The sequence below is a fragment of the Pseudoalteromonas sp. SG44-5 genome (assembly GCF_014164175.1).
GTDB lineage: Bacteria > Pseudomonadota > Gammaproteobacteria > Enterobacterales > Alteromonadaceae > Pseudoalteromonas > Pseudoalteromonas nigrifaciens.
Map to the genome: position 1 here is coordinate 1 of NZ_JACJES010000024.1, position 26,355 is coordinate 26,355.

Annotated in this window: 26 protein-coding genes; 10 read left to right on the forward strand and 16 right to left on the reverse strand. The window is 40.6% G+C overall.

The genetic code is table 11. The features are described 5' to 3' along the window. Positions 1 to 269: 269 nt before the first annotated feature. A complete protein-coding gene (locus H5079_RS15990) occupies positions 270 to 2,312 on the forward strand; it encodes a glycoside hydrolase family 97 protein (RefSeq protein WP_011329476.1) in 2,043 nt (680 codons plus the stop codon). A gap of 72 nt (positions 2,313 to 2,384) precedes the next feature. On the opposite strand, the gene envZ is transcribed toward H5079_RS15990, so the two are convergent. Beyond that, positions 2,385 to 3,686, reverse strand: a complete 1,302-nt coding sequence (gene envZ / locus H5079_RS15995) for a two-component system sensor histidine kinase EnvZ (RefSeq protein ID WP_011329477.1) — start codon at positions 3,684 to 3,686, stop codon at positions 2,385 to 2,387. A 5-nt stretch (positions 3,687 to 3,691) separates the two neighbouring features. Next, positions 3,692 to 4,411 carry a two-component system response regulator OmpR gene (ompR, locus tag H5079_RS16000; protein WP_011329478.1) on the reverse strand — a complete coding sequence of 240 codons (720 nt, stop codon included), beginning with the start codon at positions 4,409 to 4,411 and terminating at the stop codon, positions 3,692 to 3,694. Positions 4,412 to 4,604: 193 nt separating this feature from the next. On the opposite strand from ompR, the gene greB reads away from it, so the two are divergent. The 4 genes from greB to H5079_RS16020 all read left to right on the forward strand — a co-directional run bounded on the left by greB (position 4,605) and on the right by H5079_RS16020 (position 8,640). Continuing rightward, entirely contained in the window at positions 4,605 to 5,084 is a 480-nt protein-coding gene (gene greB, locus H5079_RS16005) for a transcription elongation factor GreB (protein WP_011329479.1), read from the forward strand. A 118-nt stretch (positions 5,085 to 5,202) separates the two neighbouring features. After that, entirely contained in the window at positions 5,203 to 5,514 is a 312-nt protein-coding gene (locus tag H5079_RS16010) for a hypothetical protein (protein ID WP_011329480.1), read from the forward strand. Between the two features lie 50 nt (positions 5,515 to 5,564). Further along, on the forward strand, positions 5,565 to 6,146 hold the full coding sequence (locus H5079_RS16015) for a CBS domain-containing protein (RefSeq protein WP_179807479.1): 582 nt from the start codon (positions 5,565 to 5,567) through the stop codon (positions 6,144 to 6,146). 169 nt (positions 6,147 to 6,315) lie between these two features. Next, a complete protein-coding gene (locus H5079_RS16020; protein WP_011329482.1) occupies positions 6,316 to 8,640 on the forward strand; it encodes a Tex family protein in 2,325 nt (774 codons plus the stop codon). 295 nt (positions 8,641 to 8,935) lie between these two features. Here the strand turns inward: H5079_RS16020 and H5079_RS16025 are convergent, their stop codons facing one another. The 3 genes from H5079_RS16025 to bioH all read right to left on the reverse strand — a co-directional run bounded on the left by H5079_RS16025 (position 8,936) and on the right by bioH (position 10,944). Further along, positions 8,936 to 9,802, reverse strand: coding sequence for a putative metalloprotease CJM1_0395 family protein (locus H5079_RS16025; RefSeq protein ID WP_182684480.1), 867 nt, complete (start codon positions 9,800 to 9,802; stop codon positions 8,936 to 8,938). Between the two features lie 5 nt (positions 9,803 to 9,807). Then, entirely contained in the window at positions 9,808 to 10,116 is a 309-nt protein-coding gene (locus H5079_RS16030) for a hypothetical protein (RefSeq protein WP_011329484.1), read from the reverse strand. A 90-nt stretch (positions 10,117 to 10,206) separates the two neighbouring features. Next, positions 10,207 to 10,944: a pimeloyl-ACP methyl ester esterase BioH gene (gene bioH, locus H5079_RS16035; protein WP_011329485.1), complete on the reverse strand. Its 738-nt coding sequence runs from the start codon at positions 10,942 to 10,944 to the stop codon at positions 10,207 to 10,209. A gap of 74 nt (positions 10,945 to 11,018) precedes the next feature. Here bioH and H5079_RS16040 point away from each other — a divergent pair, with 74 nt between their 5' ends. After that, a complete protein-coding gene (locus H5079_RS16040) occupies positions 11,019 to 11,696 on the forward strand; it encodes a ComF family protein (protein ID WP_011329486.1) in 678 nt (225 codons plus the stop codon). An 11-nt stretch (positions 11,697 to 11,707) separates the two neighbouring features. Here the strand turns inward: H5079_RS16040 and H5079_RS16045 are convergent, their stop codons facing one another. Then, complete coding sequence (locus tag H5079_RS16045) at positions 11,708 to 14,239, reverse strand: M14 metallopeptidase family protein (protein ID WP_179807497.1); 2,532 nt, start codon at positions 14,237 to 14,239, stop codon at positions 11,708 to 11,710. Between the two features lie 179 nt (positions 14,240 to 14,418). On the opposite strand from H5079_RS16045, the gene nfuA reads away from it, so the two are divergent. Further along, complete coding sequence (gene nfuA, locus H5079_RS16050) at positions 14,419 to 14,994, forward strand: Fe-S biogenesis protein NfuA (RefSeq protein ID WP_011329488.1); 576 nt, start codon at positions 14,419 to 14,421, stop codon at positions 14,992 to 14,994. Positions 14,995 to 15,006: 12 nt separating this feature from the next. Then, entirely contained in the window at positions 15,007 to 15,276 is a 270-nt protein-coding gene (locus H5079_RS16055) for a hypothetical protein (protein ID WP_011329489.1), read from the forward strand. 14 nt (positions 15,277 to 15,290) lie between these two features. Here the strand turns inward: H5079_RS16055 and H5079_RS16060 are convergent, their stop codons facing one another. Next, positions 15,291 to 16,562, reverse strand: a complete 1,272-nt coding sequence (locus H5079_RS16060) for an MATE family efflux transporter (protein WP_011329490.1) — start codon at positions 16,560 to 16,562, stop codon at positions 15,291 to 15,293. Between the two features lie 42 nt (positions 16,563 to 16,604). On the opposite strand from H5079_RS16060, the gene H5079_RS16065 reads away from it, so the two are divergent. After that, a complete protein-coding gene (locus H5079_RS16065; protein ID WP_011329491.1) occupies positions 16,605 to 17,630 on the forward strand; it encodes a polysaccharide deacetylase family protein in 1,026 nt (341 codons plus the stop codon). A gap of 61 nt (positions 17,631 to 17,691) precedes the next feature. On the opposite strand, the gene H5079_RS16070 is transcribed toward H5079_RS16065, so the two are convergent. From H5079_RS16070 to H5079_RS16090, 5 genes are read right to left on the reverse strand one after another with little or no spacing between them, the layout of a single operon-like run. Further along, positions 17,692 to 18,309: an SCO family protein gene (locus H5079_RS16070; RefSeq protein WP_182684481.1), complete on the reverse strand. Its 618-nt coding sequence runs from the start codon at positions 18,307 to 18,309 to the stop codon at positions 17,692 to 17,694. Further along, complete coding sequence (gene cyoE, locus H5079_RS16075; RefSeq protein WP_011329493.1) at positions 18,306 to 19,235, reverse strand: heme o synthase; 930 nt, start codon at positions 19,233 to 19,235, stop codon at positions 18,306 to 18,308. Before cyoE ends, H5079_RS16070 begins: the two co-directional genes overlap by 4 nt. Before the next feature lie 40 nt (positions 19,236 to 19,275). Next, positions 19,276 to 20,265: a heme A synthase gene (locus tag H5079_RS16080; RefSeq protein ID WP_089368859.1), complete on the reverse strand. Its 990-nt coding sequence runs from the start codon at positions 20,263 to 20,265 to the stop codon at positions 19,276 to 19,278. A 13-nt stretch (positions 20,266 to 20,278) separates the two neighbouring features. Next, complete coding sequence (locus tag H5079_RS16085) at positions 20,279 to 20,773, reverse strand: transmembrane cytochrome oxidase associated protein (protein ID WP_086997112.1); 495 nt, start codon at positions 20,771 to 20,773, stop codon at positions 20,279 to 20,281. Beyond that, on the reverse strand, positions 20,763 to 21,503 hold the full coding sequence (locus H5079_RS16090) for an SURF1 family protein (RefSeq protein WP_182684482.1): 741 nt from the start codon (positions 21,501 to 21,503) through the stop codon (positions 20,763 to 20,765). The genes H5079_RS16085 and H5079_RS16090 overlap by 11 nt, the downstream gene beginning before the upstream one ends. A 17-nt stretch (positions 21,504 to 21,520) precedes the next feature. On the opposite strand from H5079_RS16090, the gene H5079_RS16095 reads away from it, so the two are divergent. After that, positions 21,521 to 21,751, forward strand: a complete 231-nt coding sequence (locus H5079_RS16095; protein WP_050754475.1) for a DUF2909 family protein — start codon at positions 21,521 to 21,523, stop codon at positions 21,749 to 21,751. Here the strand turns inward: H5079_RS16095 and H5079_RS16100 are convergent. The 4 genes from H5079_RS16100 to coxB are packed head-to-tail and all read right to left on the reverse strand — an operon-like array spanning position 21,729 to position 25,899. Then, on the reverse strand, positions 21,729 to 22,604 hold the full coding sequence (locus H5079_RS16100; RefSeq protein ID WP_182684483.1) for a cytochrome c oxidase subunit 3: 876 nt from the start codon (positions 22,602 to 22,604) through the stop codon (positions 21,729 to 21,731). The two genes, H5079_RS16095 and H5079_RS16100, sit on opposite strands and share 23 nt — an antisense overlap. A 30-nt stretch (positions 22,605 to 22,634) precedes the next feature. After that, complete coding sequence (locus tag H5079_RS16105; protein WP_086997121.1) at positions 22,635 to 23,165, reverse strand: cytochrome c oxidase assembly protein; 531 nt, start codon at positions 23,163 to 23,165, stop codon at positions 22,635 to 22,637. Further along, a complete protein-coding gene (ctaD, locus tag H5079_RS16110) occupies positions 23,165 to 24,757 on the reverse strand; it encodes a cytochrome c oxidase subunit I (protein ID WP_011329499.1) in 1,593 nt (530 codons plus the stop codon). The genes H5079_RS16105 and ctaD overlap by 1 nt, the downstream gene beginning before the upstream one ends. Next, positions 24,757 to 25,899: a cytochrome c oxidase subunit II gene (gene coxB, locus H5079_RS16115; RefSeq protein ID WP_011329500.1), complete on the reverse strand. Its 1,143-nt coding sequence runs from the start codon at positions 25,897 to 25,899 to the stop codon at positions 24,757 to 24,759. Before coxB ends, ctaD begins: the two co-directional genes overlap by 1 nt. Between the last annotated feature and the right edge of the window lie 456 nt (positions 25,900 to 26,355).

Below are 26,355 nucleotides of genomic sequence, written 5' to 3' on the forward strand. Positions count from 1 at the left end.
ATCGAGGGTAGCAGCTAATTCGTGAGCAAGTTGCATAAAAAATCCTATGACCTGTGATCATAGGATTCTGATCTCATTTTACCGATCGTCAAGCTTTTTATTACTTAACTGATCGGCATTACTCAACAGAGCCCTTTTTTATTGCTTAGCGTACAAGCAACCTCACTGCTCACTTTTTATCACCCTGAATACGTATGCAACCTGTCGTATTCACCACCCTCTCGCTTTATGCTTGATAGCCAAACACGTCGCTAACCCAAGGAACTATTATGCGCACATTGGCACTGCTACTCATGGCTTTTTCAAGTATCACGGTTGCTCAAACAGCTACCGTACAATCGCCTGACGGTAATATAAAAATAATCATCTCAGACGAGCAGAGTACACCTAGTTATTCTATTAGTTTTAAAAATAAAACAGTCATTAATAATTCTGCTCTCGGGTTTGAATTTAAACAACATGCACCGTTTAGTAACAGCTTTAAAATAACCAAAGTTCAACAACAAAGTACCAACACTCAGTGGCAACAACCTTGGGGCGAGCGACAAACGGTTGTAGATCAGCATAACGAGGTAACTGTAACCTTTGCTAAGCCACAACCTCAAGGTGGTACTTATAGCGTGCGCTTTAAAGCGTTTGATAGTGGCGTGGGTTTTAGATACGAAGTACCAAAACAAGCAGGCCTTAACAATATTGAAATAACCAAAGAGCTTACCGAGTTTGCTGTTAATAACAGCCACACAGCGACAGCTTGGTGGATCCCTGCCCGCGGCTGGAATCGCTACGAATATGTATATAATACCAGCCCATTAAACGATGCCGCATTGGTACATACGCCATTTACCTTTAAAAACCAAGATGGTGTGCATATTAGTATTCATGAAGCCGCCCTTGTTGATTACGCCGCCATGGTACTTAATCAACGCCGTCCTGGGGTTTTTCAAGCCGATTTAACGCCATGGTCGAGCGGTGTTGCCGTTAAAAAACAGGGCGCGTTTAATACCCCATGGCGCACTATTCAAATTGGCGAAAAAGCCGTTGATTTAGTTAACTCAGATATTATTTTAAATCTAAATGAGCCAAATAAACTCGGTGACGTGTCGTGGGTAAAACCTGGTAAATACATAGGTATTTGGTGGGGTATGCATATAAATACACACACTTGGGGCAGCGGCGACAAACACGGCGCTACTACAAAAAATACCAAATACTACATGGACTTTGCCGCCAAATATGGTTTTGATGGCGTATTAGTTGAAGGCTGGAACACAGGCTGGGATGGCGACTGGTTTTTTAATGGTGATGTGTTTAGCTTTACTCAGCCCTACGATGATTTTGATATAGCAGCGCTAACAAAATATTCTAAGCAAACAGGCGTGCAACTCATTGGCCATCACGAAACATCCGGCAACGTCAGTAACTATCGCAAGCAAATGGCAGATGCCTTTGCATTGTATGAAAAATCTAACGTTAGCCAAGTTAAAACCGGTTACGTAGCCGATGGCGGAAACATTAAGCGCATTGACAAAAACGGTATAGCTCGCCATGAGTGGCACGACGGCCAATTTATGGTTAACGAGTACTTACATAACGTTAAGCTAGCTGCTAAACATAAAATAAGTATTAACACCCACGAGCCGATTAAAGATACCGGACTGCGCCGTACTTATCCAAACTGGATCACTCGAGAAGGCGCACGCGGACAAGAGTTTAACGCATGGGGTACTCCTCCTAATCCACCCGAGCACATTGCTATGCTGGCATTTACCCGCATGCTTGCTGGGCCTATGGATTTTACTCCTGGTATTTTCGATTTAAGTTTTAACGGTTTAGGCGCTAATACTAATCGCCCGCAAACTACGCTGGCTAAACAACTAGCATTGTATGTTGTATTGTATAGTCCGATTCAAATGGCGGCCGACCTACCTAAAAATTATTTAGCTAAACCCGATGCATTTCAATTTATTCAAGACGTACCGACCGACTGGCAACAAAGCATTGCCCTTGATGGTGCAGTAGGTGACTTTATTGTATTTGCGCGAAAAGAGCGAAAGCGCGACAAATATACCGGCAACGACTGGTATTTAGGCGCAGTGACTGACGAGCAAGCGCGTACTATTGAGATTAGTTTAGACTTTTTAGATAACGGCAAACAGTTTGAGGCACATATTTATAAAGATGGTAAGAATGCCGAATGGAAAAATAATCCGTACGATTTAACTATCGAAAAACGCCTTGTTACTGCAAGCGATAAATTAACGCTTAAGCTGGCCACCAGTGGCGGTACGGCTATTCGTTTTAAAGCACTTTAATCGCTTACTGTGTATTTATAATTTTGGCCAGCACAACTTAATACCAACCCGCTGCAGTAAAGTGGGTTGGTATTATACTTTAATTGGTAAGTAAATTTGTGCACTTAACCCGCCCTCAGGCCGGTTAGATAATTTAACTTTACCGTCATGCATATCTATAATGCGTTTAATAATAGCCAGCCCTAAACCGCTGCCCTCGCTACCACGTGCTGTATCGCCTTGCTTAAACGGCTCAAATACCGACTCCAGTTCGCCCTCTGGTATACCCGGGCCACTATCGTTTACCGCAATAACAACATACTTTTTATTGCTATTAAAATAGCAGAGCACTTCAATATCACCTTCTGAGTAACGCAGCGCATTTTCAATCATATTGGTTATTACACGCTTAATTGCCACTGCACTAATAGGTATATTGCCAATACTAGGATTACCTTTAAAGGTAATTACTCGCTGGTGTTTAAGCTCAGTGTGCACTACCTCTGCCACTAACGCGTTAATGTCCTCACAGCTTAGCTCTTCACGTTTGTGATGGCGTAAATATTCAATGAACTGGTCGATAATGCCGTTCATGTCTTCAATATCGTAAATAATGCCTTCACGCAAATAGTCATCTTCATCTGCCATCATTTCGGTGGCTAAACGAATGCGGGTTAGTGGAGTGCGTAAATCATGAGACACCCCTGCCATTAACAGCCGACGATCGTTTTCAAGCGCAGCAATACCCCGTGACATTTGATTAAATGCCCGTGTTACAGCAATAACTTCACTCGATCCTTGCTCGGCTAACTTAGTACTAAAATCGCCTTTACCTACCTTAACCGCCGCTTGTTGCAATGCTTTTAATGGCCTATTTAAGTGCCTAGCAAATAACCAACCACCTAATACACTTAAAAAACCAATACTTGATAAGTAAAAGGTTAAAAACTCGAGATTATTTTCTTTAAACCCACTAAGCGGCACTTTTACCCAATAACCTAATGCTTGCGGGGCTTCTACCCAGTATATGAGTGGATCGGTTTGGCTAATACGCACCCGCGCAGAGCCATTTAGCTGCTCAGACATACTACGCGATAATACCGAATATTCGCGACTTTGCCCCAAACCACTGCGCATTGCTTCACGCTGAGTCATTACTTCAATACCGGTAATTTCAAAAAACTTATCCGATACTTCATTGGTTACTTCAACACCATCTTCCCAGTCAATAAATACGGTTTTAATTTGCTTAGCCAGCATTAAATTAACTTGTTCAATGGTAGGTTTTACTACGTATAAGCTCACCGTTACGTAAGATACTATTTGATTTATTAACAGCAAAGCCGCCACTAAAAAAACGGTTTGTCCAAATGCGCTACGCGGAAATAGTCCCATATAAATTACTTTTCACCATCGGGAACAAATACATATCCTAAGCCCCAAACGGTTTGAATATAACGTGGGCTGGCGGCATCTAACTCAATCATGCGGCGAAGTCGCGACACTTGCACATCAATACTGCGCTCCAGTGCGCTGTAATCTCGCCCGCGCGCTAGGTTCATCAATTTATCACGGCTCAGCGGCTCACGTGGATGCAAGACCAGCGCTTTAAGCACTGCAAATTCGCCACTGGTTAAGGAAATTGTTTTATCGCCTTCGCTCATTTCGCGAGTGGCTAAATTAAGCGAAAATCGCCCAAATTCAATCAAGTTTTCTTCTGCAGCAGGTGCGCCCGGCACTTCTTTGGCACGGCGTCGTAAAATAGCTTTTATTCGCGCTAACAGCTCTCGTGGATTAAATGGTTTTGGAATGTAGTCGTCTGCTCCCAATTCAAGGCCAATAATACGGTCAACCTCATCACCTTTAGCGGTAAGCATAACAATTGGAATGTCGTTTTCTTTTTGGCGTAAACGACGACAAATAGACAAACCATCTTCACCCGGCAGCATTAAATCGAGCACCATTAAATGAAAGTTTTCACGTTCGATAAGCCGATCCATTTGCTCTGAATTACCCGCTGTTCTTACAATAAAGCCTTGCTCTACTAAATAGCGCTCCAGTAAGCTGCGTAAACGCATGTCATCATCTACAACCAATACTTTTGTCGTTTCGTGTCCCATTGTGTTTCTTATTTTTATAATCTATTACCCATTAATATAAATGAAAAAACCTGTAAGCAACAATTTATTAGCCGCTTAGATTGTTACTGAACATTTCAAACTCATTTGTGCGCGTGTTTTATTAATAATACACTCGACAAGTTTGGGTTATTTTAATACCTTGCTCTGTATGAGTATTAAAAAAGAACATGGCGTGAAAACAAACTTAATTACCCGCGAAGGCTACTTACAATTACAACAAGAACATACCCATTTATGGAATGTAAAACGCCCTGAAATCACCAAAATAGTAAGCTGGGCGGCCAGCCTAGGAGATAGATCTGAAAATGCAGATTATCAATATAATAAACGGCTTCTACGGCAAATAGACCGCCGTGTGCGCTATTTACGTAAGCGCATACCCGACTTAAAAATTATTGATTATTCGCCTGTGCAAGATGGCAAAGTGTTTTTTGGTGCTTGGGTTGAAATTGAAAATGAGCAAGGCGAGACTAAAAAGTTTAAAATTGTCGGTCCCGATGAAATTTACGAGCGTAAAGACTATATTTCGATTGATTCACCAATGGCGCGAGCGTTGTTAAAAAAACAAGTAGATGACGAGTTTGACGTTATCACCCCTCAAGGCAAAAAACAGTGGTACGTAAATAGCATTAGCTATCAAAAAAATAGTTAAGCTGCTTTGATTCAGATCATATTAACTTTTTATTGTGTAACTTAATGCAATGAGCTATAACTGATTTAACTCAAGTTACACAATTTTAATTTGAGACTCGTTAATTAAGGTCGTATTTATGTCAAACATAGTATCGCGCATATTAAGTAATGCCGTATTGTTTGCACTCTTCATGAGTGTAAGTTTGACTTTGCATGCTAGCCCTAAAAACACACAACTAGACTCAAGTATAGTTACTCCCCACTTTATTGCTTGTGACACTCCTGATCAAACAAATCCCGACATAGACTTTGATTCTCATGCCTATGTTATTAGCCTTAGGGTACTGCAACCACTCCCTAAAGCACCCTACTCTTATTACCAGAGTACTATTTTAGACAAACCTTTTAGCTGCGCGCATCAGCGAGGCCCACCTAGCTATTTAATTTAATAACTTACTTTTCAAACTATTAAATTTTATAACTAAATAAGGTGACTAATATGTCTAACTTTAAAGAACTTCGTATTCAAGATATTTCTCATGGCGTTATTGCTAACACGTTTGCTGTTGAACAACCGCTTATTGATTTAACCTCTCCTGCTATTAAAATGATTAATAACTTTACGAATAAAATACCAGTGCGTGCATCATTCGAAACAACCATTGAGCAAGCGCTAAAACAACTTAGTGTGCAACCTTCAAACTTTATTTTAGTCACCGACGAGCAGCATAAGCTAATAGGCATTGTTTCGAGTGCAGACTTACAAAGCTCAAAAACAATGATAATAGCCCAGCGTATAGGCTTGCCGCGCAGCGAAGTTAACTTACACCACTTAATGACCCCGTTAACTAATTTACTCGGTGTAAGCATGCAAAGCTTAAGCTACGCATGTATTGGCGATGCACTACAAACAATGGAGCACCGTGGCGCTATGTTTTTATTAGTGACTACTGCTAATAATGAAATATGTGGCTTAATTTCAGCTCGCGAAATTGCCAAAACACTGCAAATACCTGTGCACATAACCCCTATTGCTAACTCATTTAGTGAAGTACTAGAGAGCGTAGATCACCCCCATTAAAGCGCTTTACAACAATTAAAGTTATCGCTTTGATTGTTACATCTTAAAGCAAGCAAAATAGCTTGCTTTAAGACCTTTTTATTACCCTCCCCTGTGATATTATTCAAGCAATTGACCCGCCAGTTAAGTTAATTTAACTGGTCTTATTTTTGTTTTATAAGGTTTTTGCATGAGCGATATCTCTGCACGTTTAGCCAGTGAGTTAAACGCACAACAGCAACAAGTTGTTGCAGCAACAAAGTTACTTGATGAAGGCGCAACGGTTCCTTTTATTGCCCGTTACAGAAAAGAAGTAACCGGCGGACTAGACGACACGCAACTGCGGTTGTTAGAGCAAAGGTTGTCGTATTTACGAGAGCTTGAAGAGCGCCGTAGCTTTATTTTATCAACTATAGAGTCACAAAAAAAACTAACTGCAGCGCTAAGCGCCGATATTAATGCTGCACAAAGTAAAACTGAGCTTGAAGATTTATACCTGCCTTATAAAGCAAAGCGTCGTACCAAAGGGCAAATAGCAATAGAGGCGGGATTAGAGCCGCTTGCCAATGCACTATTTAATGATGCCAACCTAGATCCAGAGCAGCAAGCTGAGCAGTTTGTAAGTGCCGATAAAGGCATAGCTGATACAAAATCAGCCCTTGAAGGTGCTAAGTTTATTTTAATGGAGCGTTTTGCCGAAGACGCCAAGTTACTCGCGAAGTTCAGAAGCTACATTAGTCAAAATGGGGTTATTGAAAGCAGCTTAATTAAAGGCCAAGAACAAGCTGGCGCTAAATATCGTGACTACTTTGAGCATCAAGAGGCTCTTAAAAAAGTACCTTCGCACCGTGCGCTTGCTATGCTTAGAGCCCGTAATGAAGGCATTTTACAGCTTAATATTAATCCTGAACCAAGCTCAGAAAATTCAGCGCAACTTTGTGCTCAAATGATAGCTGATCATTATCGCTTAGATATTAAAAACCAAGCAGCTAGCAGCTGGCTATTAACTGTGGTGCAGTGGGCGTGGAAAATTAAACTAGGCTTACACTTAGAAAATGAATTTTTAGCGGCTATGCGCGAAAAAGCCGAAACCGGTGCAATTGATGTATTTGCTAAAAACTTAAAAGACCTACTCATGGCCGCACCAGCTGGCCCGCGTACTACTCTAGGGCTCGATCCTGGTCTACGTACCGGTTGTAAAATTGCGATTGTAGATAGCACTGGCAAACTTTTAACCACACAAACTATTTTCCCACATGCGCCACAAAATCACTGGGAAAAATCTGTACGCACCTTAGAGCTACTTTGTCGTCAACATAAGGTTGAGCTTATTGCGATTGGTAATGGCACCGCGTCTCGCGAGTCTGATAAGTTAATTGCTGAACTAATGAAAGCTAATGCCGAGCTTAAACTTAATAAAATTATGGTTAGCGAAGCGGGTGCATCGGTCTATTCTGCCTCAGAACTTGCTGCTAATGAATTTCCTAATTTAGACGTTTCTCTAAGAGGCGCGGTTTCTATTGCCCGTCGTTTACAAGACCCTCTAGCTGAGCTGGTTAAAATTGAGCCTAAAGCCATAGGTGTAGGTCAATACCAGCACGATGTATCGCAAAGCCAATTAGGGCAAAGCCTGATCTCAGTAGTAGAAGACTGTGTAAACTCTGTAGGCGTAGATTTAAATATGGCCTCGGTGCCATTACTAACCCGCGTTTCTGGTTTAAACAAAACCTTAGCGCAAAATATTGTTAACTACCGCGATGCTAATGGTTCGTTTGCAAAACGCAGTGAGCTTAAAAAAGTAGAGCGTTTAGGGCCAAAAGCGTTTGAACAAGCCGCAGGGTTTTTACGTATTAACAACGGCAGCGATCCGCTAGATAACTCATCCGTTCACCCTGAGGCTTACCCTGTTGTTAAGCGTATTTGTGAGCACAATAGCATTGATGTAAATAGCTTAATGGGTAACAGCGACTTTTTAAATAAGTTAGCCGCTAACGACTACATTGACGATAAATTTGGTTTACCTACCGTTACCGATATTATTAGCGAGCTTGATAAGCCTGGGCGCGATCCTCGCCCTGAGTTTAAAACTGCTGAATTTAAAGCCGGCGTAGAAAAAATAAGCGATCTAAAACCAGGAATGATTTTAGAAGGTGTTGTATCTAACGTTGCTAATTTTGGTGCTTTTGTTGATGTAGGTGTACATCAAGATGGTTTAGTACATATTTCATCAATTACTAATAAGTTTATCTCTGATCCGCGTGAAGTTGTTAAAGCCGGTGACATTGTAAAAGTTAAAGTAGTTGAAGTTGATGCCGCACGTAAACGCATTAGCTTTACCATGCGCCTAGATGACGACATTGATACCAGTAATAAGCCAGCAGCTCCTGCTGCGCAAAAGCCACGCGCTAACAACAACTCACAGCCAAGAGCTGCTAAGCCAAAGCGTGATAATGGTAATGCGCTAATGGGCAATGCGTTTGCTGATGCATTTGCTAACGCTAAACTGAAAAAGTAATACTTATATAGCTAAAAATAAAAAACCGCGTTAGCGGTTTTTTTATTTGGGTATTTTGATAAAAGCTTTAAGCTCAGTATTGCTTAAGCTACATAACTAACCTGATCTCCGGATAATAAACCTATCTCAAGCAGTTATTTTCAGCGCTAACTGCGTTGAATTTACTTGCAATAGGCCAGCTATTGACGCGTAAACTCGCCTTATTTTCACTGAAAATCTCTGGCTAGAGAAAATAAAGTTAAATATAATTATAATTCAATACGTTAGTAAATCTCTTAACCAGAGTTCAGGTTAACTATATTTGCGCTGAAAAACCGCTGTTGCTTGCGGGCGATGTCGCCATTTGATAAAAATTAGCAATGCGCCCAGCGCGTGCTTCAACTTGTGTATCGCGAGTTTGCTCTGCACTTTTTGCTGTTTTTTCTTCACTGCTATCATTACTTGAAAGTGAAGCGGCTGCTTTACTTGTTGTTTTTTCGTCTTCATTACTTTTTGGGCTTGCAAGTTCAGCCTGTGCGGTGGCTATTTTTTGCGTGGCATCGGCAGCAATTGCTCTATCTGCACCCGATGGTTGAGCTGGGGCAAGTGCTGCTGCACGTACTGTTTGCATTTTTTCTATGGTTGCTTGTGGATCACCACTTATAGCCCCCACATCTATTTGCACTTCGCCACCCACAGCGTAATTAGTGCCATCTGGGCCACGCTGATACTCATAACTAGGCGAGCCCGCATGTTGCCCACCCACTGCTGCATGCGCTTGTTCGTGCACACGTACTTCGGTATCACGCGCTTTAAGCTCTTTAATTTGTAGTGCTTGTTGCGCTAACTGCTGCTCTTCTTTTGCTGCTTCTTGTTCTGTCGCTTGGTTTTTTTCTTGCTCGTTTTCTTGCTCAGCATTATCTGAATTGCCTGAACTTTCGTCACGTGCCTCAACAGACTTTTCACCTATCAGCTTTCCTTTAGCGTCGTAAGTAGCTGGGTCACTGTTACCCGGTAATTTAGCTTTTTCGGCATCACTTTGGGCTTTATTTTCGGTGCTACTAGCCGTACTTGATGCTGGCGGGGGAATAACTTCTCGCAACTGATTATCACGCCGTGCAGTTTCGGTATAAACATTTGCGGTGTTTATATTAATAGACGGGAATGGCGTGACAATATTCATAATATTTAAACGTTTATATCAATTAATGTACCGAGCACATCATCGGCAGTTTGAATCGATTGCGTATTCGCTTTAGCGTTAAACTCTTCAACTTTTAAGTTTACCAAAGCTTCATCAATACGGGCAGGTTTTGCTACTGGCGCAGTAACCGCTTCTTCTGAGCGAGCAGCCGTAAGTTGGCGCTGCTGTGCTAGTTGCGCATCGTCTTGTTGTTCAATACTGGCACGGTTAATTTCTGCGCTGGCTCTTTCAATTCCTTGGCTAGCTCGGTTAAACCCTTCTAGGCCACTATTAAATGCAGATCCTATTGGCATATTAAATCTCCATTAAAATAAATATTGTTTAATTATCGCTCAACTAATGCGCAAAATAAAGCTTTAACCAGCGCTATTCGTCGCTCTATTTTAAAGCATTGATTTAACGGCAGATATAAATTCATTTTTATGAGAAATAAAAGGAGCATGTGACGCTTTATCTAATACTTCATACTCAAACTCAGTATTAAGTGCTGCCATTTGGGCAATTGCTCTATAAGGAACAAGTGCATCTAAACGACCAAATATAGCGCTTATAGGCACAGGGCAATGAGTAAATAGCGCTCGTAAATCTTCATTTTGTAAAATATCTAAACCCGCAGTCAAAGCCTCATTTTCAGGGGCTTTATATTGATTTAGCAATTGTTTAAGTTGTTTTACGTCATCACGAGCCGATTCGCTGCCCATTGCCTGAATAGCTAAAAATCGCTCTATGGTTTTTTCACCATGATTAACAAGCTGCTCTTTAAATTGCGTTAAAACCTGTGCTTTTATACCCGGCCACGGCGCTTGCTCTGCAAAAAAGGGGCTAGCAGCAACAAGTATCACTTTAGCTACTTTTTCGGGCCAATGTTTAGCAATATATAGTGCAAATAACCCACCTAAAGACCAACCCATTAAAATAGAGTGTGGTTTTAACTGCTCACTTAAAAGTGCTGCAGCGCTGTGTAAGGTATAAGGGTTTGGGCATGTTTTACTACTACCGTAGCCAGGTAAATCAATACTGCGTACGTTGTTATTATGAATAAATGCTAGCTCTGGCTGCACTAATTGCCATACACCTTTGTTCATACCCCAACCATGTAGTAACACTAATTCATTTTGCATATTTGCCAAACCTTAACCAAACTGAAGTTTATAATAGCGTTTAACTAGGCGATTGTAATGAGTATATTTATCCGATGAAGCACGCATTTATAAATTGGCTGTTTGAGTCGCATTGCGTACTTTGCCAAGGCCCAGTCCCAGCCGCGCTGGGCTTGTGTGAGTATTGCTTAGAAGATTTACCATTATTTGATTTAAGCGAGCAAAAAAACTTGCTATATCGCCCTGATATTATTGAAATGTTTCCTAACTGCGAATTTGATAAGTTATTTTCCTGTGCGTTTTACCAGCCCCCTTTTGAGCAATGGCTGAAGCAACTTAAGTTTAATAATCAAATACATTATAAAAATGCATTACAACAAGTTATTACTAAACAATTGAGTACTTTTTTTACTCCTGATTACCCACTGCCCGATACCTTTATTATATTACCACTGCATAAAAGTCGATTTTTTCAGCGCGGTTTTAATCAAGTAACACAAGTATGGCAACCGTGTTTATCATCTTTTAATTTACTTAGTGATTCGCTGTTACGTAATAAAAAAACGCACGCACAATCTAAGCTAACTAAAGCTAAGCGGGTTAAAAATTTAAAAGACGCATTTATATGTACTGCAGATATGAGTGGTAAAACGGTGGCAATTGTTGATGATATTATGACCACAGGCGCTACACTTAATGCAGCCACCCAGGCTTTAAAACAGGCAGGCGCTAAACAAGTGTGGGCTTTTACCACTTGCTTAACGCCTATTTAAAATTTTAATAGTTAGTCGCCACTTACCCGAAACGTGTGGCCAAAAAACAATGCGTTACTAAGTAACCTACTCGTACCGTACCAATAACCTCTAAACACCGGATCGTCGGTCATACCAATTACTGCTCCACGCCCGTAAGAGTGCGCAATTAAGCCTGCTGCGCCGGCAACTTGAGTAACATTTACAGCATCGGTAAAGCCCGCAAGTAATGGCTGCTCAGTATAGGTAAGCACATTAACAAACGGTGCCTCTGAGGTCTCCAGCAACCAAGTGCTATTTTTAAATACAGGTAGCGTATTACGTGGTAATGAAAAGGTAAGTGGGTGAGTTAAATCTACATGGGTATTAAAAATAGCGCCTGCAATACGCTGACGCCCAGCTAAATGCTCTTTATCAGCATAGTTTAAACCGTCGGTTTTAAACGCACTGGCTACTTCTTTGCGAGACAAGTAGCTGGCTTTTAATAGTTGCTGATCCGCTAAAAATTTAGCACCGCCTTTGTGACCCCAAATAACACCGCCTTTTCTAACCCAACCTTTTATGGCCACTTTATCAGCGTCAGATAAACCACTGTAGTTACCATGAGCCAGCACAATATGGCTGTAATTACTTAGCTCAATTGAGCCCAAACGCTCTAGCTCAACAATGGTTGGAGCAACACCTACAAAACGGTCTAGGTAGTACCACACTTCTCCAGCTTCATATTGGCTTACCCCTTTACCGCCTAACAGCAGCACTTTGGGAGCGCTAAGCACCGCCATTGAGCGTGACCCTAAATCGGCACCTTTACTGGTTAATCCTGACGTTATTGGCTTAATAGCAATGCCAAACTCATTTTGCGCCTGATTAAGCTGTGCTATCCAATCACTATTTGTTTGTAACCCTGCAGGAATAATAATACTCCCCGCTGCAAAATTTACTTCTTCGCTGTTTACTGACTTAGCCGTTAATGAATTTAATGCAACACGGGCTTTTACCCCTTGCTGCAGTAAACTATTGAGCATTTTTGGCGCCAAGGTATCATCCCACGAAAAGCCAAATGCATACCCTTCATTAAGTTGTGCAAAGCGCGGTGTAGCGGCTTGTTGCCATGCGTTATCAGCAACTTTTAATCCCCAACTACTGGTTACTTTAGCAAAGGGTAAATTAAATGCATGCGCTAGTGTCCAGCCAGATACATCGTAAAAAGTGTTATCGGCAAAGTTTTTTTGTTCGCTAAAAATAGCTTTAACTAAACGGTATTGTGGCTGTGCTAAAGGCACAAAATAGCTATTGCTAGAATAAGTTTCACCACCTGCTTTTAGCTCTTTTGTTAAAGGGTAAGCGTTAATTTGGTGCTGTTGCAGTATGCTTAAAAAGTCGTTAACTCGGGTGTTATCGGCTGCACCTGCAACTACATAACCTTGAAAGCTTTCATCGGCTGCTAAATCTATCGCCTGGTTATAAAACTTAGCTTGGTAATCGAGTAAGGCTTGGCGGTTGTCTATCGCGGCTTTAAATGTTGATAAACTAGTAAGCAGCTGGTTTTTAATAGTAAAAGCAAAGCTGAGAGGCCCATTTACGGTTTCTTGAATATGCCCGCGCGAACTGGCTTGTTCAAATAAAATACCTACGCCACCATTTACGTCTGGGTAAGTTGAGCCTTTACCGTAATAAAAGTCATCAAAGCTTTCTTCGGTGAAGTATAGCGCATTATTTTCGTCTAATGTTTTAGCATGATAATTTGCAATTGCTTTAGTTAAGCTGACATTTTCATCAGGCGTAATCGGGTGTTTGCGCGATGGAATACCGGGCTGAAAAAAGTAACTGCTGTTTGGCCCCATTTCATGAAAGTCGGTTAAAATATTTGGTTTCCACTGATGAAACTTTGCAATACGCGCACGCGATTCTGGGTGTTGTAGTAATAACCAGTCGCGGTTTAAGTCAAACCAGTAATGATTAGTACGGCTACTTGGCCAGCTTTCCACGTGTTCTCGGGTAACGGGGTCTGACGATAAGTTCATACCACGATTACTATTAGCCCAATTAGCAAAACGAGCTAAACCATCGGGATTAAGTGAAGGGTCGAGTAAAATAACGGTATTATTTAATAACTCATTTATTTCATTACCTTGCGCTGCGGCTAAGTAATACGCCACCAGCAATGCAGAATTACTGCCCGACGACTCATTACCATGTACGCTGTAACCCATCCATACAACACCAGGCTGCTCTGATGATTGCGTGTTGCTAGGCGTTAAACGCGCTAAATGGGCCTGGCGAATTTGCTCTATATTTTTTAATTTATTGGCGGCGGTAATAGTCAGCATCACTAATGGTCGCTGTTCGTGCGTGCGCCCTATTACTTCAAAATTAATTCGATCACTTTTTTGTGCTAGTATTTCCATATAACGCACCAACTGATCGTGCCTTACATGCCACTCACCTACTTGATAACCAAGCACTTGCTCTGGAGTGGGTATACTTGGATCAAACTCAACATCCTCTGCAAAGTAGTAAGACAATGGTTTAGCTTGAGTTGAAAAACTCAGTATTGCCACCATTATCATTAATGTTATTTTTATTATTATACGCATATAATTTACTCATAAAATGTTTGTTGTTTGCACGCTAGCATTGCTTAAAATAGATGCCAACTTTTTACGCTCAACACTAGCCGCAACACGATGAGCGGGGTATGATATGCAGTATCCGAGTAATTTAGTCAAGTATAGACGGTCTTATGATTTCAATTTCCGAAACAGCACAAGCGCATTTTGCTAAACTATTAGCAGATCAAGCACAACAAACCAACATTCGTGTTTTTGTTGTAAACCCTGGTACATCACAAGCGGAATGTGGTGTTTCTTATTGTCCAGAAGACGCTGTAGAAGACAGCGATATTCGCCTAAACTTTAATGGTTTTGACGGCGTTGTAGATGCAGAAAGTGCACCCTTTTTAGAAGACGCTGAAATTGATTTTGTTACCGACAAAATGGGTACTCAGTTAACACTAAAAGCACCTAATGCTAAAGCGCGTAAAATTAGCGGTGATGCATCGTTAAACGAACGCGTACAACACATGCTAGAAACCGAAGTAAATCCACAACTTGCTAACCACGGTGGCCAAGTAAGCTTAGTGGAAATTACCGCTGCAGGTATTGCTGTATTACAGTTTGGCGGTGGTTGTAATGGTTGTTCTATGATCGATGTCACGTTAAAAGAAGGCATTGAAAAAGAGATGATCGAAAAGTTTGAAGAGATCACTGGTGTTGCCGATATTACTGAGCACCAAGCGGGCGATCATTCTTACTATTAATAAGCATTTTTAATGCTAAAGTCGCTTATATATAGCTTAGGGAGCAACCCTAAGCTTAGCTTAAAGCGTTTTTTTCGCGGCGTAGCACTGTTTGTGCTAGCCGTGATATTTATTTTTTTAGGCTATTACAGTCACTACAGCTTGCAAATTATTGGCGTTGTTATTTTAGTGCCAGCTTTGTTTTTTGCTGCTTGGGGCTACAGCGGTATTTTTGCTAATCGCTTTTCACAAGTACTTAAAAATATTGAGCCTAAAAACCACGACCCCGACCTATGGAAATAAGCCACCAAATTACCTTAATCTAATAACTGATTATTTGCCTTTAACTTTTGGTATTTCACTATTAATGTTACTCCTCGCATTAGCATAAAACAGCTCATTGCTAACCATAAACCATTATTCTCCCACTGATGAAACACTGCAAATACACCAAAAAAACCAACACTTGCTGAGAGCAACATACTATTTCGCATTGCCTTTGCCCGGGTAAGTCCAACAAATACACCATCAAATAAAAAGCAACTCATTGCCAATAATGGCAAGGCTATAATCCAAGGCAAGTACAGCGTAGCCGTGGTAATCACTTCCGGCACATTAGTTAATAGCGTAATAATATAGCGACCAAATATAGCAAAAAACAAACTGTATGCTAAAGCAAATAGCGCGCCCCAAAACACACTTATTTTTACCCAAAGCTCAATATTTTTTACACTTTGTTGACCTTTAGCATGCCCTACTTTTGCCTCACTGGCATAAGCAATACCGTCGAGTGCAAAGCTTACCAACATTAAAAAGTTAAGTAATACTGCATTTGCTGCTAGCGTGGTTTCGCCAATTCGTGCGCCGTAAAAGGTCATAAAGCTAAAGCAGAGCTGTAAAATAAATGAGCGAATAAAAATATCACGGTTTAAGCTTAGTAGGTTTGCCATTTTTGTAATGCTAAACCAACCTGGTACGCTTAGTTTTATGCCGCGTTTTTTAGCTAATTTAATAACTAACACCACGGCAAAAACTAACGCGGTGTAATCGGCAATAAGTGACGCCCATGCAGCGCCTGCTACCGCCCAATCTAGGTATACAACAAAATATATGTCGAGCACTATATTGGTAATATTAGTCACTAATAATAAATAAAACGGCCCACGGCCATAATGCATACCTAGCATCCAACCTAATAGTACTAAATTACATAAGGCCGCAGGCGCACTAAAAATACGAATACTAAAATACTGATACGCTTGCGTAAGCACGTCGCTATTGGCCGCCGATAAAAATGCAATGGCGTGTTTTATTAAAGGCGATAAGGCGATAAGCAATACGGCAACAAAGCAAGAAAGCACTAAGCTGCGTTTTAATAACGCCGCCAATTGGGTTAAATCGTTTTGCCCATAAGCTTGTGCCACTAACCCAGTGGTGCTCATTCTTAAAAAGCCTGCGAGCCAAAATAATATTGATATAACCGCAGATCCCAGCGCAATACCGGCTAAATAATGAGCGCTTCCTAAGTGGCCAATTACTGCAGTATCAACAATTCCTAACAGTGGGACGGTAATATTTGATAATATCATCGGACCCGCTAACAACAACAAGCTTTTATGGTGTGCTTTATTATGTATAAGAAATTGTTTCATTTAGTATTATTTATCCTGATTAGTATTTCACTGCGCGCTCAAGCAGCCGTTATTTTACAGTATCATCACGTTAGTGAAACCCTTCCGGCGGTAACCAGTGTTAGCGCGAGCACTTTTACTGAGCACTTAAGTTATTTAAAAGAGCATAACTTTAATGTTATTCCTTTAGATGAGCTGATAACTGCGTTGCAGCAAAAACACACTTTACCAGATAAAACCGTCGCTATTACTTTCGATGATGGTTACAACAATAATTACGAGCAAGCAGCGCCAATTTTAGAAAAGTTTGGCTATCCGTACACAATTTTTGTCAATCCTAAGCTAATAGACGAAGGTAAAGGCTATGTAATGGGCTGGGATAAACTCCAAGAGCTAGCAAAAAAAGGCGCACTTATTGCCAATCATAGTGGCCAACACGATTACTTACACCATATGCTTGCAAACGAAAGCGATGCACAATGGCAAGCCCGCATTAAACAAGACATCCTACATTCACAGCAGCGTATAAAAACAGAAATTGGCCATGATTATAAATATTTAGCTTATCCGTATGGCGAGTTTAACAATAAGTTACAAGCCCTGGTAACCGAGCTTGGTTTTATTGGTATAGGTCAGCATTCTGGCGCTGTAAATAAAGATTCTAACTTTAGTCGCTTACCGCGTTTTCCGGCTTCGGGCTTTTATAGTAAATTAGATACGCTGATCACTAAATTGAATTCTCGCGCATTTAATATAACCGCGCTCACTTATGAAGACAGTGTAACGGCGCAAAACCCACCCAAACTCACTATTGAGTTTACTATGGGGGATTTTCATAAAAGTCAGTTTGCTTGTTATGTATCGAGTGTTGGCCAGGCTAATTTAACCTGGATAAATAAAAACACAGTAGAAGTCACCTCACCTAAAGCGCTCAATAAAGGTCGTTCGCGCTTTAATTGTACCGCCCCTGCAATTAACAATGCTGGTAGCTATTTTTGGTTTTCGCAGCCTTGGGTTATTGAATAGCTTAAATTACAGCAGTAAAAAAGGAGCCTAGGGCTCCTTTTTTAATTTACTGTTTAAATAACTAGTTTTTATAATAATCAGCTATTTGTTTAAATTCTTGAGTTAACTCTTTGGAATTTATTAACGGCACGCTACCTTGTTTAAATTCAGGTTTAAATATAGCTCTTACCGCCCCATTGCCATCAACCATAGCCACTGAAGCACTATGATCAACTGCATACTCTGACTCGCTACTATCACTAATAGCGTAAATTAAGCCTAACCCTCTTACCATAGGGAAAAGCTGTTTGTGCTCCCCCGAAACCGCTAAAAAATCGGGGTTAAAGTAATCAATATAGTCTTTTCGTTTTGCTGGGGTATCTCGTTTTGGATCTACCGATACAAACCAAATTTGCACTGGGTAATCACTACGTAAATTTTTATACACTGCATTTAGTTTAGCCAGTGTTAACGGGCAAATATCGGGGCAGCTGGTGTAACCTAAAAACACTAAATTCCATTGCCCTAAAAGCTGCTGCTTAGTAACCAATTCGCCATGTTGATCATCTAAACTAAAGTCGGCTAAAGGTTTAGCATTTTCGTACACTAATGCATTAACGTCTGGCGGTGCATTATCATCTGAGCACGCCGATAAAAACAATGTTAAAACAATAACTAACCCTAGCCATAATTGCTTCATAAAAGTAGCCATTTATCTATAAATAATATGATGAAGAGTACCATTAAATGAATAATTGAAAAGCGAAATAAATCCATAGCAGTGTCGTCGTTAGCGGCTAGTTTTAATTTAATCGCTTTATAAATAAAGACTGCATTTAATCCAGATGCGCCGATTAAATAAATTAACCCCGACATTCCTATCAAATAAGGAAATATACACACAATTGCCAGTAACACAGAGTAAGCAACCACACAGGTTTTAGAAAAATCGATACCATGCGTAACCGGTAACATAGGAATTTTAGCCCGTGCGTAATCGCTCTTACGAGCTATAGCTAAGGCCCAAAAGTGCGGAGGGGTCCACGTAAAAATAATCATCACTAGTAGCCAAGGTGCAGCTGCCATTTGCCCTGTTTCAGACACCCAACCCAATAAGGGTGGCATAGCGCCAGCAAGGCCACCAATAACAATATTTTGTGGTGTAGCGCGCTTTAAAAAAGAGGTGTATACAAAGGCATAACCCACCAGCGCAAATAAGGTTAATATGGCGGTAAGGGTATTTGCCCATAGCATTAGCATAATAAAACCTGCCACACCTATTATTGCCGCAAAACTCAGTGCATGTGCCTTACTTAGGCGGCCTTTAGCTACTGGGCGATGACGAGTACGCGCCATTTTGCTGTCTATTTCGCTATCAACAACATGGTTAATTACCGCTGCTGCTGCTGAAAGCAATCCTATGCCAAGTAAGCTTATAAACTGTACACCCATGCCTCTGCCTACATCGGGTGCTAGCGCCAAACCAACCCACGCGGTCAGTACCAACATAGCGACTACTTTAAATTTACTAATGGCTAAATAATCTTGTAGTAAATTATAACTACGTGTAATTAGCGGTAGTGTATTTATTGGTTGTATTGCTTTTTTATCTATTGTAAGTGCCATAACAACGCTCCTTTCTATTTGTAATTTTAGGTTCGTGCTTTTAAGTTCGTGCTTTGAGGTAATAGCATAATCTAATTAAAGTTAATAACAGTATGGCAGCCATTAAGTTATGTGCCAGTGCCATACTTAACGGAATATGCCAATGCACCACTGCGAGGCCTAAAGCAATTTGGCAAAATAAGACAACTAACACGCTAACGGCGCAGCTTTTTATTTTTTGCGAGTAGGCACGGCTGTATATTCGCCACATAATTAATGCCAATACTATGCAAGTAACTAATGCCCAAATACGGTGTAATAAATGAATCGACATACGTGCTTGCTGCGACAGGACGCCAAACTCGTAGTTACCATGCTCAAGCGGGAGCTGAAACACACTACTAAGCGAAAATGGCTGGGCATTACTACATAAAGGCAAGCCATTACAATGCGGAGCAGCGTAATTTGCAGCCAACCAACCTCCTAATGCTATTTGTATAATTAGTACGCTAAGCGCCACTAGGCTTAAACCAAAGTAGCGTCTTGCACCTGCATCTCCCCCCATTATTGGCTTGGCGTTTAATCGTAAATATAATAAAGTGAGCAGCGCTAAAATACTAAAGCCACCAAGTAAGTGGCCCATCACTATTAACGGCTGTAAATTCATCGTAACCGTCCACATACCTAATGCAGCCTGAAATATCACTAACAATAACAGTAGTAATGGTAATTTAACTGGCGTTGTTGGCGATTGACGTTTTAAAAAAGCATATACAAATAAGGCTAATATGAGCAAGCCTAGCGTACCGGCAAAGTAGCGATGAATCATTTCTTTCCATGCTTTAGCGGTTTCAAACATCATATCGGGATAACTTTGTGCTGCTTGCGCTATATCGGCTTCATGTTTGGGTACAGTTAAAAAACCATAACATCCTGGCCAATCTGGGCAACCCAACCCGGCATCACTTAAGCGAGTATAAGCACCCAACGCCACTACTATCAAAGCCAATAAGCCCGTTATTAATACCCAGTTTTTATAATTTTTATACATGGCATCTTCCTACTTAGCTCGAACGAGAATAACTCAGTAATTTTTTTAGATCTTTTAATAGTCCTTTTTGTACTAATCTATTTTCCTGTGGCTGTGTTTTAAATGGATACTCAAGCACTACAAGCCCCATATGGTCGATTAAATACAAACTAGCCGGTTGTAAGTTTGGTTGCGCATCTATACTTTTCCACGGGGAGTTGGCAGCTTTTACTTCGCCTATCACGGCGACATCTACTTTATTCTGGTTTTTGCCTAGCGCTATGTATAAATTATTTAGTGCGGCTAATTGCTCACTACAAGGCGTAGTACATCCATTGGAGTAATTTAGGGCAATAGTCCATTGCTTATGATTGTTTTGCGGCCAATTTTCATATTTAACCTGTTGCTGTAAAAACTCACCATTGTTAGTAATGGCGGTAGGTAACCAATCTAATTTAAGCGCGCTGTACGCTAAAATTAGCGGAATAGCGCAGCAAATGACAAACAGTAAAAGGGGGTTATTTTTCATTATGTGTCCTTTTTTTACTTGCAAAAATAGCCACTAAAACGCACGCCAGCGCAATTAAAAACCATTGCACCGCATAAGCGTGGTGTTTTTGTGGGCTCATAACAACCGCGGTATAGTGAGGTATACCTATTGCATCGCCGCTACCTTGGCGATACGCCATAAAATTAACTAATAATTGCTGGCTTTCTTCGCTCAACTTATTTAATTCAATTGTTTGCACTCGCTTTGGTAAATCAATGTTATTGGTTTTACTCTCGAGGCTAAAAGCAGTAAGGTTATTTTCTTTTATTTGAGCAGTAAGCGTAAAAGCGTGTTTAGGTAGGGTTACTTTAGGTAATGTATCGCGCGATAGGGGAGCTTTTATCCAGCCTAAATTAACCAAAATGGCATGTGTTTCGTTATTTGGCTTTAACAGTGCCAGTAAGTCATAACCCACCTGCCCGTTATAAACTTGGTTGTCTAAAAGCCAATATTCACCGTTAATAAAATGCCCTGTTAACTCAACTAACAATCCTGTTTTATTCCAGTTACTAGGTAGTTTAAGCATTTGCTGCCAGCTCATTACACCGTGCGTTTGCAGCGTTGCAATAGAAGCTAACTGCTGTTGTTTGTGTGTCGCACGTTCTAACTGCCAAAAACCTAAACGCACACACACCAAAACTACAATCACTACCATACAAATGGTGATTATTGAGCTAAACTTTTGTTCACGCCATCTAATTAACTGCATAAAGGGTCAACCTAGTGATGATTAAAATTTTTATTGTATTGTTGTTATTATTTATACTTTTTAACTTGTTTCGCGCTTTATTTATTATGGTCTCTGGAAAAACCCAAGGACGACCTATGTCTCACTTTTTAGGTCGTCGCGTATTATTTTCTGTGGTGGTATTAATAGTTGTTATTGCCGCACTAAAACTTGGCTTTATTAGCGGCAATAACGCCCCTTTAATAACTACAGCACATACACAAATATAAATAAGCATAACCAAACTACATCAACAAAATGCCAGTACCAAGCCGCCGCTTGAAAAGCAAAGTGCTTATCTTTAGTAAAGTGTCCTTTTAAAATTCGTAAAAATACTACCAATAAAATAATAGTTCCTAAGGTCACATGCATGCCATGAAAACCCGTAAGTAAAAAGAACGTGCTGCCATAAATACCGGCATCTAATGTTAAGTTTAAATCGTTATACGCATGAATATATTCTTCTACTTGTAGGCCTAAAAAAATTGCACCCAATAAAATAGTCAGTCCTAAAAACACTTTTAACTGGCCGCGTTTATCACTTTCTATTGCCACATGGGCAAAATGCAAAGTAACTGATGAGGTCAATAAAATTAAGGTGTTAATCAGCGGTAGACCTTGCCATCCCATAGCTTGGGTAGTGTCGCCCCCTGGCGTGGTAATTAATGGCCACACAGCTTCAAATGTAGGCCAAAGCACTTCGTTAGTCATGGCATTGTTATCGGCACCACCAAGCCAAGGCACAGAAAGCATACGGGCGTAAAAAAGTGCGCCAAAAAATGCCATAAAAAACATTACTTCAGAAAAAATAAACCAACTCATTCCTTGTCGAAAAGAGCGATCCATTTGCGCCGAATATAAGCCTTTCCCGGCCTCATCAATCACGTTTTTAAACCAGCTAAACAACATATACAGCAGTACTGCTATACCTGCGTACAAAATATAAATGCCACTGTCACCTTCTTTACCGGCACTCATTACGGTTAGAGCTGCACCTACTGCAATAAAAAATAATGCTACTGCGCCAACAATCGGCCATGGGCTTTGATCTGGTACATAATAATGCTCATATTCTTGCTTCATTTTATTTGCTCCTGGTTGTCACTAGTTAGGCTAGTTGTTATTGGCTGCTAGCCGCTCACTAATATCAAATACCGTATAAGATAAAGTTAACTCTTCAATGTCACTTGGTAGTGCGGTATCAACATAAAAAAGCAACGTAAACTCTAGTTCTTCACCTGCTTTTAATGGCTGTTGATCAAAACAAAAACACGCTATTTTATGTAAGTATTTTGCTGCTCTACCGGGTGATACCGAAGGCACTGCCTGCATTACTTTATCTTGGTCACTATTATTTTTGGCGCTAAACATTACCTCACGCATAGCACCGGGCTTTACCGCAACACTATACTCTTTAGACTTCACAGCAAAGGGTGCACCGCTTTGTGCATGCGTGGTAAAGCTCACACTTATTTCGCGATTTTGTATTACTTGCGTGCTTTGCTTTGCTTGCTCTAATGATGGCTTACCGTTAATGCCGGTAATATCACAAAACACGTCATACAAAGGCACTAACGCAAATGCAAATGCGAACATGGCTAAGCAAATAACAACTAAGCGCTTAAGTAGCGGTGCGTGTATCATTATTTAATTTCCGGTGGTGTTGAAAATGTATGGTACGGAGCAGGTGAATCTACCTCCCACTCCAGTCCTTCTGCGCCTTCCCACACTTTTGCAGGAACCTTGTCGCCGCCGCGTGCGCATTTAATCACTACAGCTACAAACAACAACTGCGATAATCCAAAGGCAAAGCCGCCAATACTAATAATGGCGTTAAAGTCAGCAAACTGTAGCGCATAGTCGGGTATACGGCGTGGCATGCCTGCAAGCCCTACAAAGTGCATAGGAAAAAACAATACATTTACGCTTACCAGCGATAACCAAAAATGCCATTTAGCCAGCGCTATGTTATACATATTGCCAGTCCATTTAGGCAGCCAATAATACGCGCCTGCCATAATAGAAAACACCGCTCCCGTTACCAGTACATAATGAAAATGTGCCACTACAAAGTAGGTATCATGGTACTGAAAATCAGCCGGTGTAATGGCCAGCATCAATCCCGAAAAACCACCTAAGGTAAACAACACAATAAAAGCAATACTAAACAGCATGGGGACTTCAAACGTAATTGAACCGCGCCACATAGTGGCTACCCAATTAAATATTTTTACTCCAGTGGGCACCGATATCAGCATAGTCGCGTACATAAAAAATAGCTCGCCAGCCACCGGCATACCGGTAGTAAACATATGATGCGCCCACACTGTAAAACTCAACAACGCAATTGACGCCGTGGCATATACCATGGAGGAATAACCAAAAAGTTTTTTACGCGAAAAGGTAGGAACTATAGTAGAAATAATGCCAAAAGCCGGCAAAATCATTATGTATACTTCGGGGTGGCCAAAAAACCAAAATATGTGCTGAAACATCACCGGATCACCGCCACCAGCTGCATCAAAAAAGCTGGTTGCAAAGTATTTATCGGTGAGCACCATGGTCACTGCACCTGCGAGTACCGGCATAACCGCAATTAATAAAAATGCCGTTATCAGCCAAGTCCATACAAACATAGGGACCTTCATCCAAGTCATGCCTGGGGCACGCAAGTTAACTATGGTTACAATTACATTAATTGCCCCCATAATGGAGCTAATACCCATAATATGCACAGCAAATACAAACATGGCGGTATTGTCATTACTGTAGGTTGTGGACAGCGGCGCATAAAAAGTCCAACCAAACGCAGGACCGCCACCGGGCATTAATAGCGATGATAATAAAATTAAAAACGCGAATGGTAAAATCCAAAAACTCCAGTTATTCATTCGGGGTAAGGCCATATCAGGCGCGCCAATCATTAATGGCACCATCCAGTTAGCTAAGCCAGTAAAGGCCGGCATAACGGCACCAAATACCATAATCAACCCATGAACCGTGGTCATTTGATTAAAAAAGTGAGGATCGACTAATTGCAATCCTGGCTGAAATAACTCAGCGCGGATCACCATAGCCATAGCACCACCAATAAAAAACATAGTTAGCGAAAAAATTAAGTACAAGCTACCTATATCTTTATGATTTGTGGTATATAACCAGCGCTTAAAGCCTTTAGCAGGATGATGAGCGTGGTGAGCTTCATTAATGTCAGGTTGTTCTACTATGCTACTCATTAGTTCGCCTCCCCATCGGCATCAAGTGCTGCCTGTATTTCACTTGGTTGAATTACATCACCGGTATCATTACCCCATGCATTACGCTTATAAGTAATTACCGCTGCTAATTGCTTTATAGAGAGCTGTTTAGCAAAGGCTTGCATGGCTGTGCCGGGGCTTCCGTGAATAACAATATCAATGTGGTCTTTTATATCGCCAAGCACTATCGGGCTGCCTTTAAGTGCAGGAAAAACGCCTGGCAAACCTAACCCTGTGGGCTGATGACATGCAGCACAATTGGCCATATACACTTGCTCACCCAAAGTCATTAATTCTTCTTTAGGGAGTGTTTGGTCAAGTAATGCAGCATCTGCTGCTGCTGCTTTTTGCTTTGCTTGTTTAGCATCTGCTAGCCAAACTTTAAAATCGGCCTCTGACTTAGCCTCTACTACCACTGGCATAAAGCCATGATCTTTACCGCATAGCTCAGCACACTGACCGCGATAAATACCGACTTCGTTTATGTTGGTCCACGTTTCGTTAATAAACCCCGGGTTTGCATCTTTTTTAATAGCAAAATCGGGCACCCACCAAGAATGAATAACATCGTCGGAGGTCATTAAAAAGCGTACTTTTTTATTGATCGGTAATACCAGAGGCTTATCTACCTCAAGTAAATAGTTGGGGTTTTTATCGGCTAGGTTAGCAATTTCATTTTGCGGTGTGGCAAGTATTGAGTAAAACTCAACATCTTCCCCCATATATTCGTAATGCCATTTCCATTGTGAACCAGTTACTTTAATAGTGATATCCGCTTTACTGGCATCTTCCATCGCTATTAATGTTTTAGTTGCGGGGACTGCCATTGCTATTAAAATAACAAATGGAATTGCTGTCCAGAGTATTTCTACTTTGGTACTTTCGTGAAATTGAGCAGCAACTGCTCCTTTAGATTTACGATGATGAATAAGTGCCCAAAACATAACGGCAAATACAATCACGCCTATTACACAGCATATTAAAAATATGGTCATGTGTAGTTGATAAACATTATTACTTATATCGGTTACGCCTTTGCGCATATTATATTGGCTATTTGCCAATGCTAACTGCGGAAAAACAAACAATATAAGCCACAAGGTAGAGCTCAATTTACCCATGTGACAGCTCCTTTAATACTGTTGCGAGTGCAAAACAAAAAGACATAAGCTTTAAATGCCAATTTGTTATTTTTTATTTTTGTATTGCTGCCGGATATATAAATATATTTTCTCAAAACTAAAGCTGTGAGTTATTGTTAGTCCAGCCCATTAACAATTAGTTAATAATTGAACAACTAGCAAGTTTTAGTTTGAAAAATAATCAAATAATATTAGGGGATTAGCGTAAATATGGGATTTATTTAATTTTGTTCTAAGCAGGAAGTGAGCAACAGCAAGGGTTACAAATAAAAAGACAGCGATAACGAGTATTAAATACTTAAATGATAAAAAACATAAACTTAATATAATTTTTTCATTGCAGCGGAATTTTCACAAAAAAAAGGCAAAAAAAAGCGCACTAAAAAGTGCGCATTAATTATCTGAGCTATTAAATTATGCCGATATTTTACATAG

What these genes read in the sequence shown, in the direction of transcription:
- H5079_RS16100 (WP_182684483.1), bottom strand. Translation starts at nt 22,604, where the DNA reads ATGAAGCAAGAATATGAGCATTATTATGTACCAGATCAAAGCCCATGG.
- H5079_RS16090 (WP_182684482.1), bottom strand. Translation starts at nt 21,503, where the DNA reads ATGCAGTTAATTAGATGGCGTGAACAAAAGTTTAGCTCAATAATCACC.
- H5079_RS15990 (WP_011329476.1), top strand. Translation starts at nt 270, where the DNA reads ATGCGCACATTGGCACTGCTACTCATGGCTTTTTCAAGTATCACGGTT.
- H5079_RS16040 (WP_011329486.1), top strand. Translation starts at nt 11,019, where the DNA reads ATGAAGCACGCATTTATAAATTGGCTGTTTGAGTCGCATTGCGTACTT.
- H5079_RS16085 (WP_086997112.1), bottom strand. Translation starts at nt 20,773, where the DNA reads ATGAAAAATAACCCCCTTTTACTGTTTGTCATTTGCTGCGCTATTCCG.
- ompR (WP_011329478.1), bottom strand. Translation starts at nt 4,411, where the DNA reads ATGGGACACGAAACGACAAAAGTATTGGTTGTAGATGATGACATGCGT.
- H5079_RS16025 (WP_182684480.1), bottom strand. Translation starts at nt 9,802, where the DNA reads ATGAATATTGTCACGCCATTCCCGTCTATTAATATAAACACCGCAAAT.
- H5079_RS16095 (WP_050754475.1), top strand. Translation starts at nt 21,521, where the DNA reads ATGATTAAAATTTTTATTGTATTGTTGTTATTATTTATACTTTTTAAC.
- nfuA (WP_011329488.1), top strand. Translation starts at nt 14,419, where the DNA reads ATGATTTCAATTTCCGAAACAGCACAAGCGCATTTTGCTAAACTATTA.
- ctaD (WP_011329499.1), bottom strand. Translation starts at nt 24,757, where the DNA reads ATGAGTAGCATAGTAGAACAACCTGACATTAATGAAGCTCACCACGCT.
- H5079_RS16060 (WP_011329490.1), bottom strand. Translation starts at nt 16,562, where the DNA reads ATGATATTATCAAATATTACCGTCCCACTGTTAGGAATTGTTGATACT.
- H5079_RS16070 (WP_182684481.1), bottom strand. Translation starts at nt 18,309, where the DNA reads ATGAAGCAATTATGGCTAGGGTTAGTTATTGTTTTAACATTGTTTTTA.
- bioH (WP_011329485.1), bottom strand. Translation starts at nt 10,944, where the DNA reads ATGCAAAATGAATTAGTGTTACTACATGGTTGGGGTATGAACAAAGGT.
- H5079_RS16030 (WP_011329484.1), bottom strand. Translation starts at nt 10,116, where the DNA reads ATGCCAATAGGATCTGCATTTAATAGTGGCCTAGAAGGGTTTAACCGA.
- H5079_RS16045 (WP_179807497.1), bottom strand. Translation starts at nt 14,239, where the DNA reads ATGGTGGCAATACTGAGTTTTTCAACTCAAGCTAAACCATTGTCTTAC.
- H5079_RS16010 (WP_011329480.1), top strand. Translation starts at nt 5,203, where the DNA reads ATGTCAAACATAGTATCGCGCATATTAAGTAATGCCGTATTGTTTGCA.
- H5079_RS16015 (WP_179807479.1), top strand. Translation starts at nt 5,565, where the DNA reads ATGTCTAACTTTAAAGAACTTCGTATTCAAGATATTTCTCATGGCGTT.
- coxB (WP_011329500.1), bottom strand. Translation starts at nt 25,899, where the DNA reads ATGGGTAAATTGAGCTCTACCTTGTGGCTTATATTGTTTGTTTTTCCG.
- cyoE (WP_011329493.1), bottom strand. Translation starts at nt 19,235, where the DNA reads ATGGCACTTACAATAGATAAAAAAGCAATACAACCAATAAATACACTA.
- envZ (WP_011329477.1), bottom strand. Translation starts at nt 3,686, where the DNA reads ATGGGACTATTTCCGCGTAGCGCATTTGGACAAACCGTTTTTTTAGTG.
- H5079_RS16065 (WP_011329491.1), top strand. Translation starts at nt 16,605, where the DNA reads ATGTATAAGAAATTGTTTCATTTAGTATTATTTATCCTGATTAGTATT.
- H5079_RS16080 (WP_089368859.1), bottom strand. Translation starts at nt 20,265, where the DNA reads ATGTATAAAAATTATAAAAACTGGGTATTAATAACGGGCTTATTGGCT.
- H5079_RS16055 (WP_011329489.1), top strand. Translation starts at nt 15,007, where the DNA reads ATGCTAAAGTCGCTTATATATAGCTTAGGGAGCAACCCTAAGCTTAGC.
- H5079_RS16105 (WP_086997121.1), bottom strand. Translation starts at nt 23,165, where the DNA reads ATGATACACGCACCGCTACTTAAGCGCTTAGTTGTTATTTGCTTAGCC.
- H5079_RS16020 (WP_011329482.1), top strand. Translation starts at nt 6,316, where the DNA reads ATGAGCGATATCTCTGCACGTTTAGCCAGTGAGTTAAACGCACAACAG.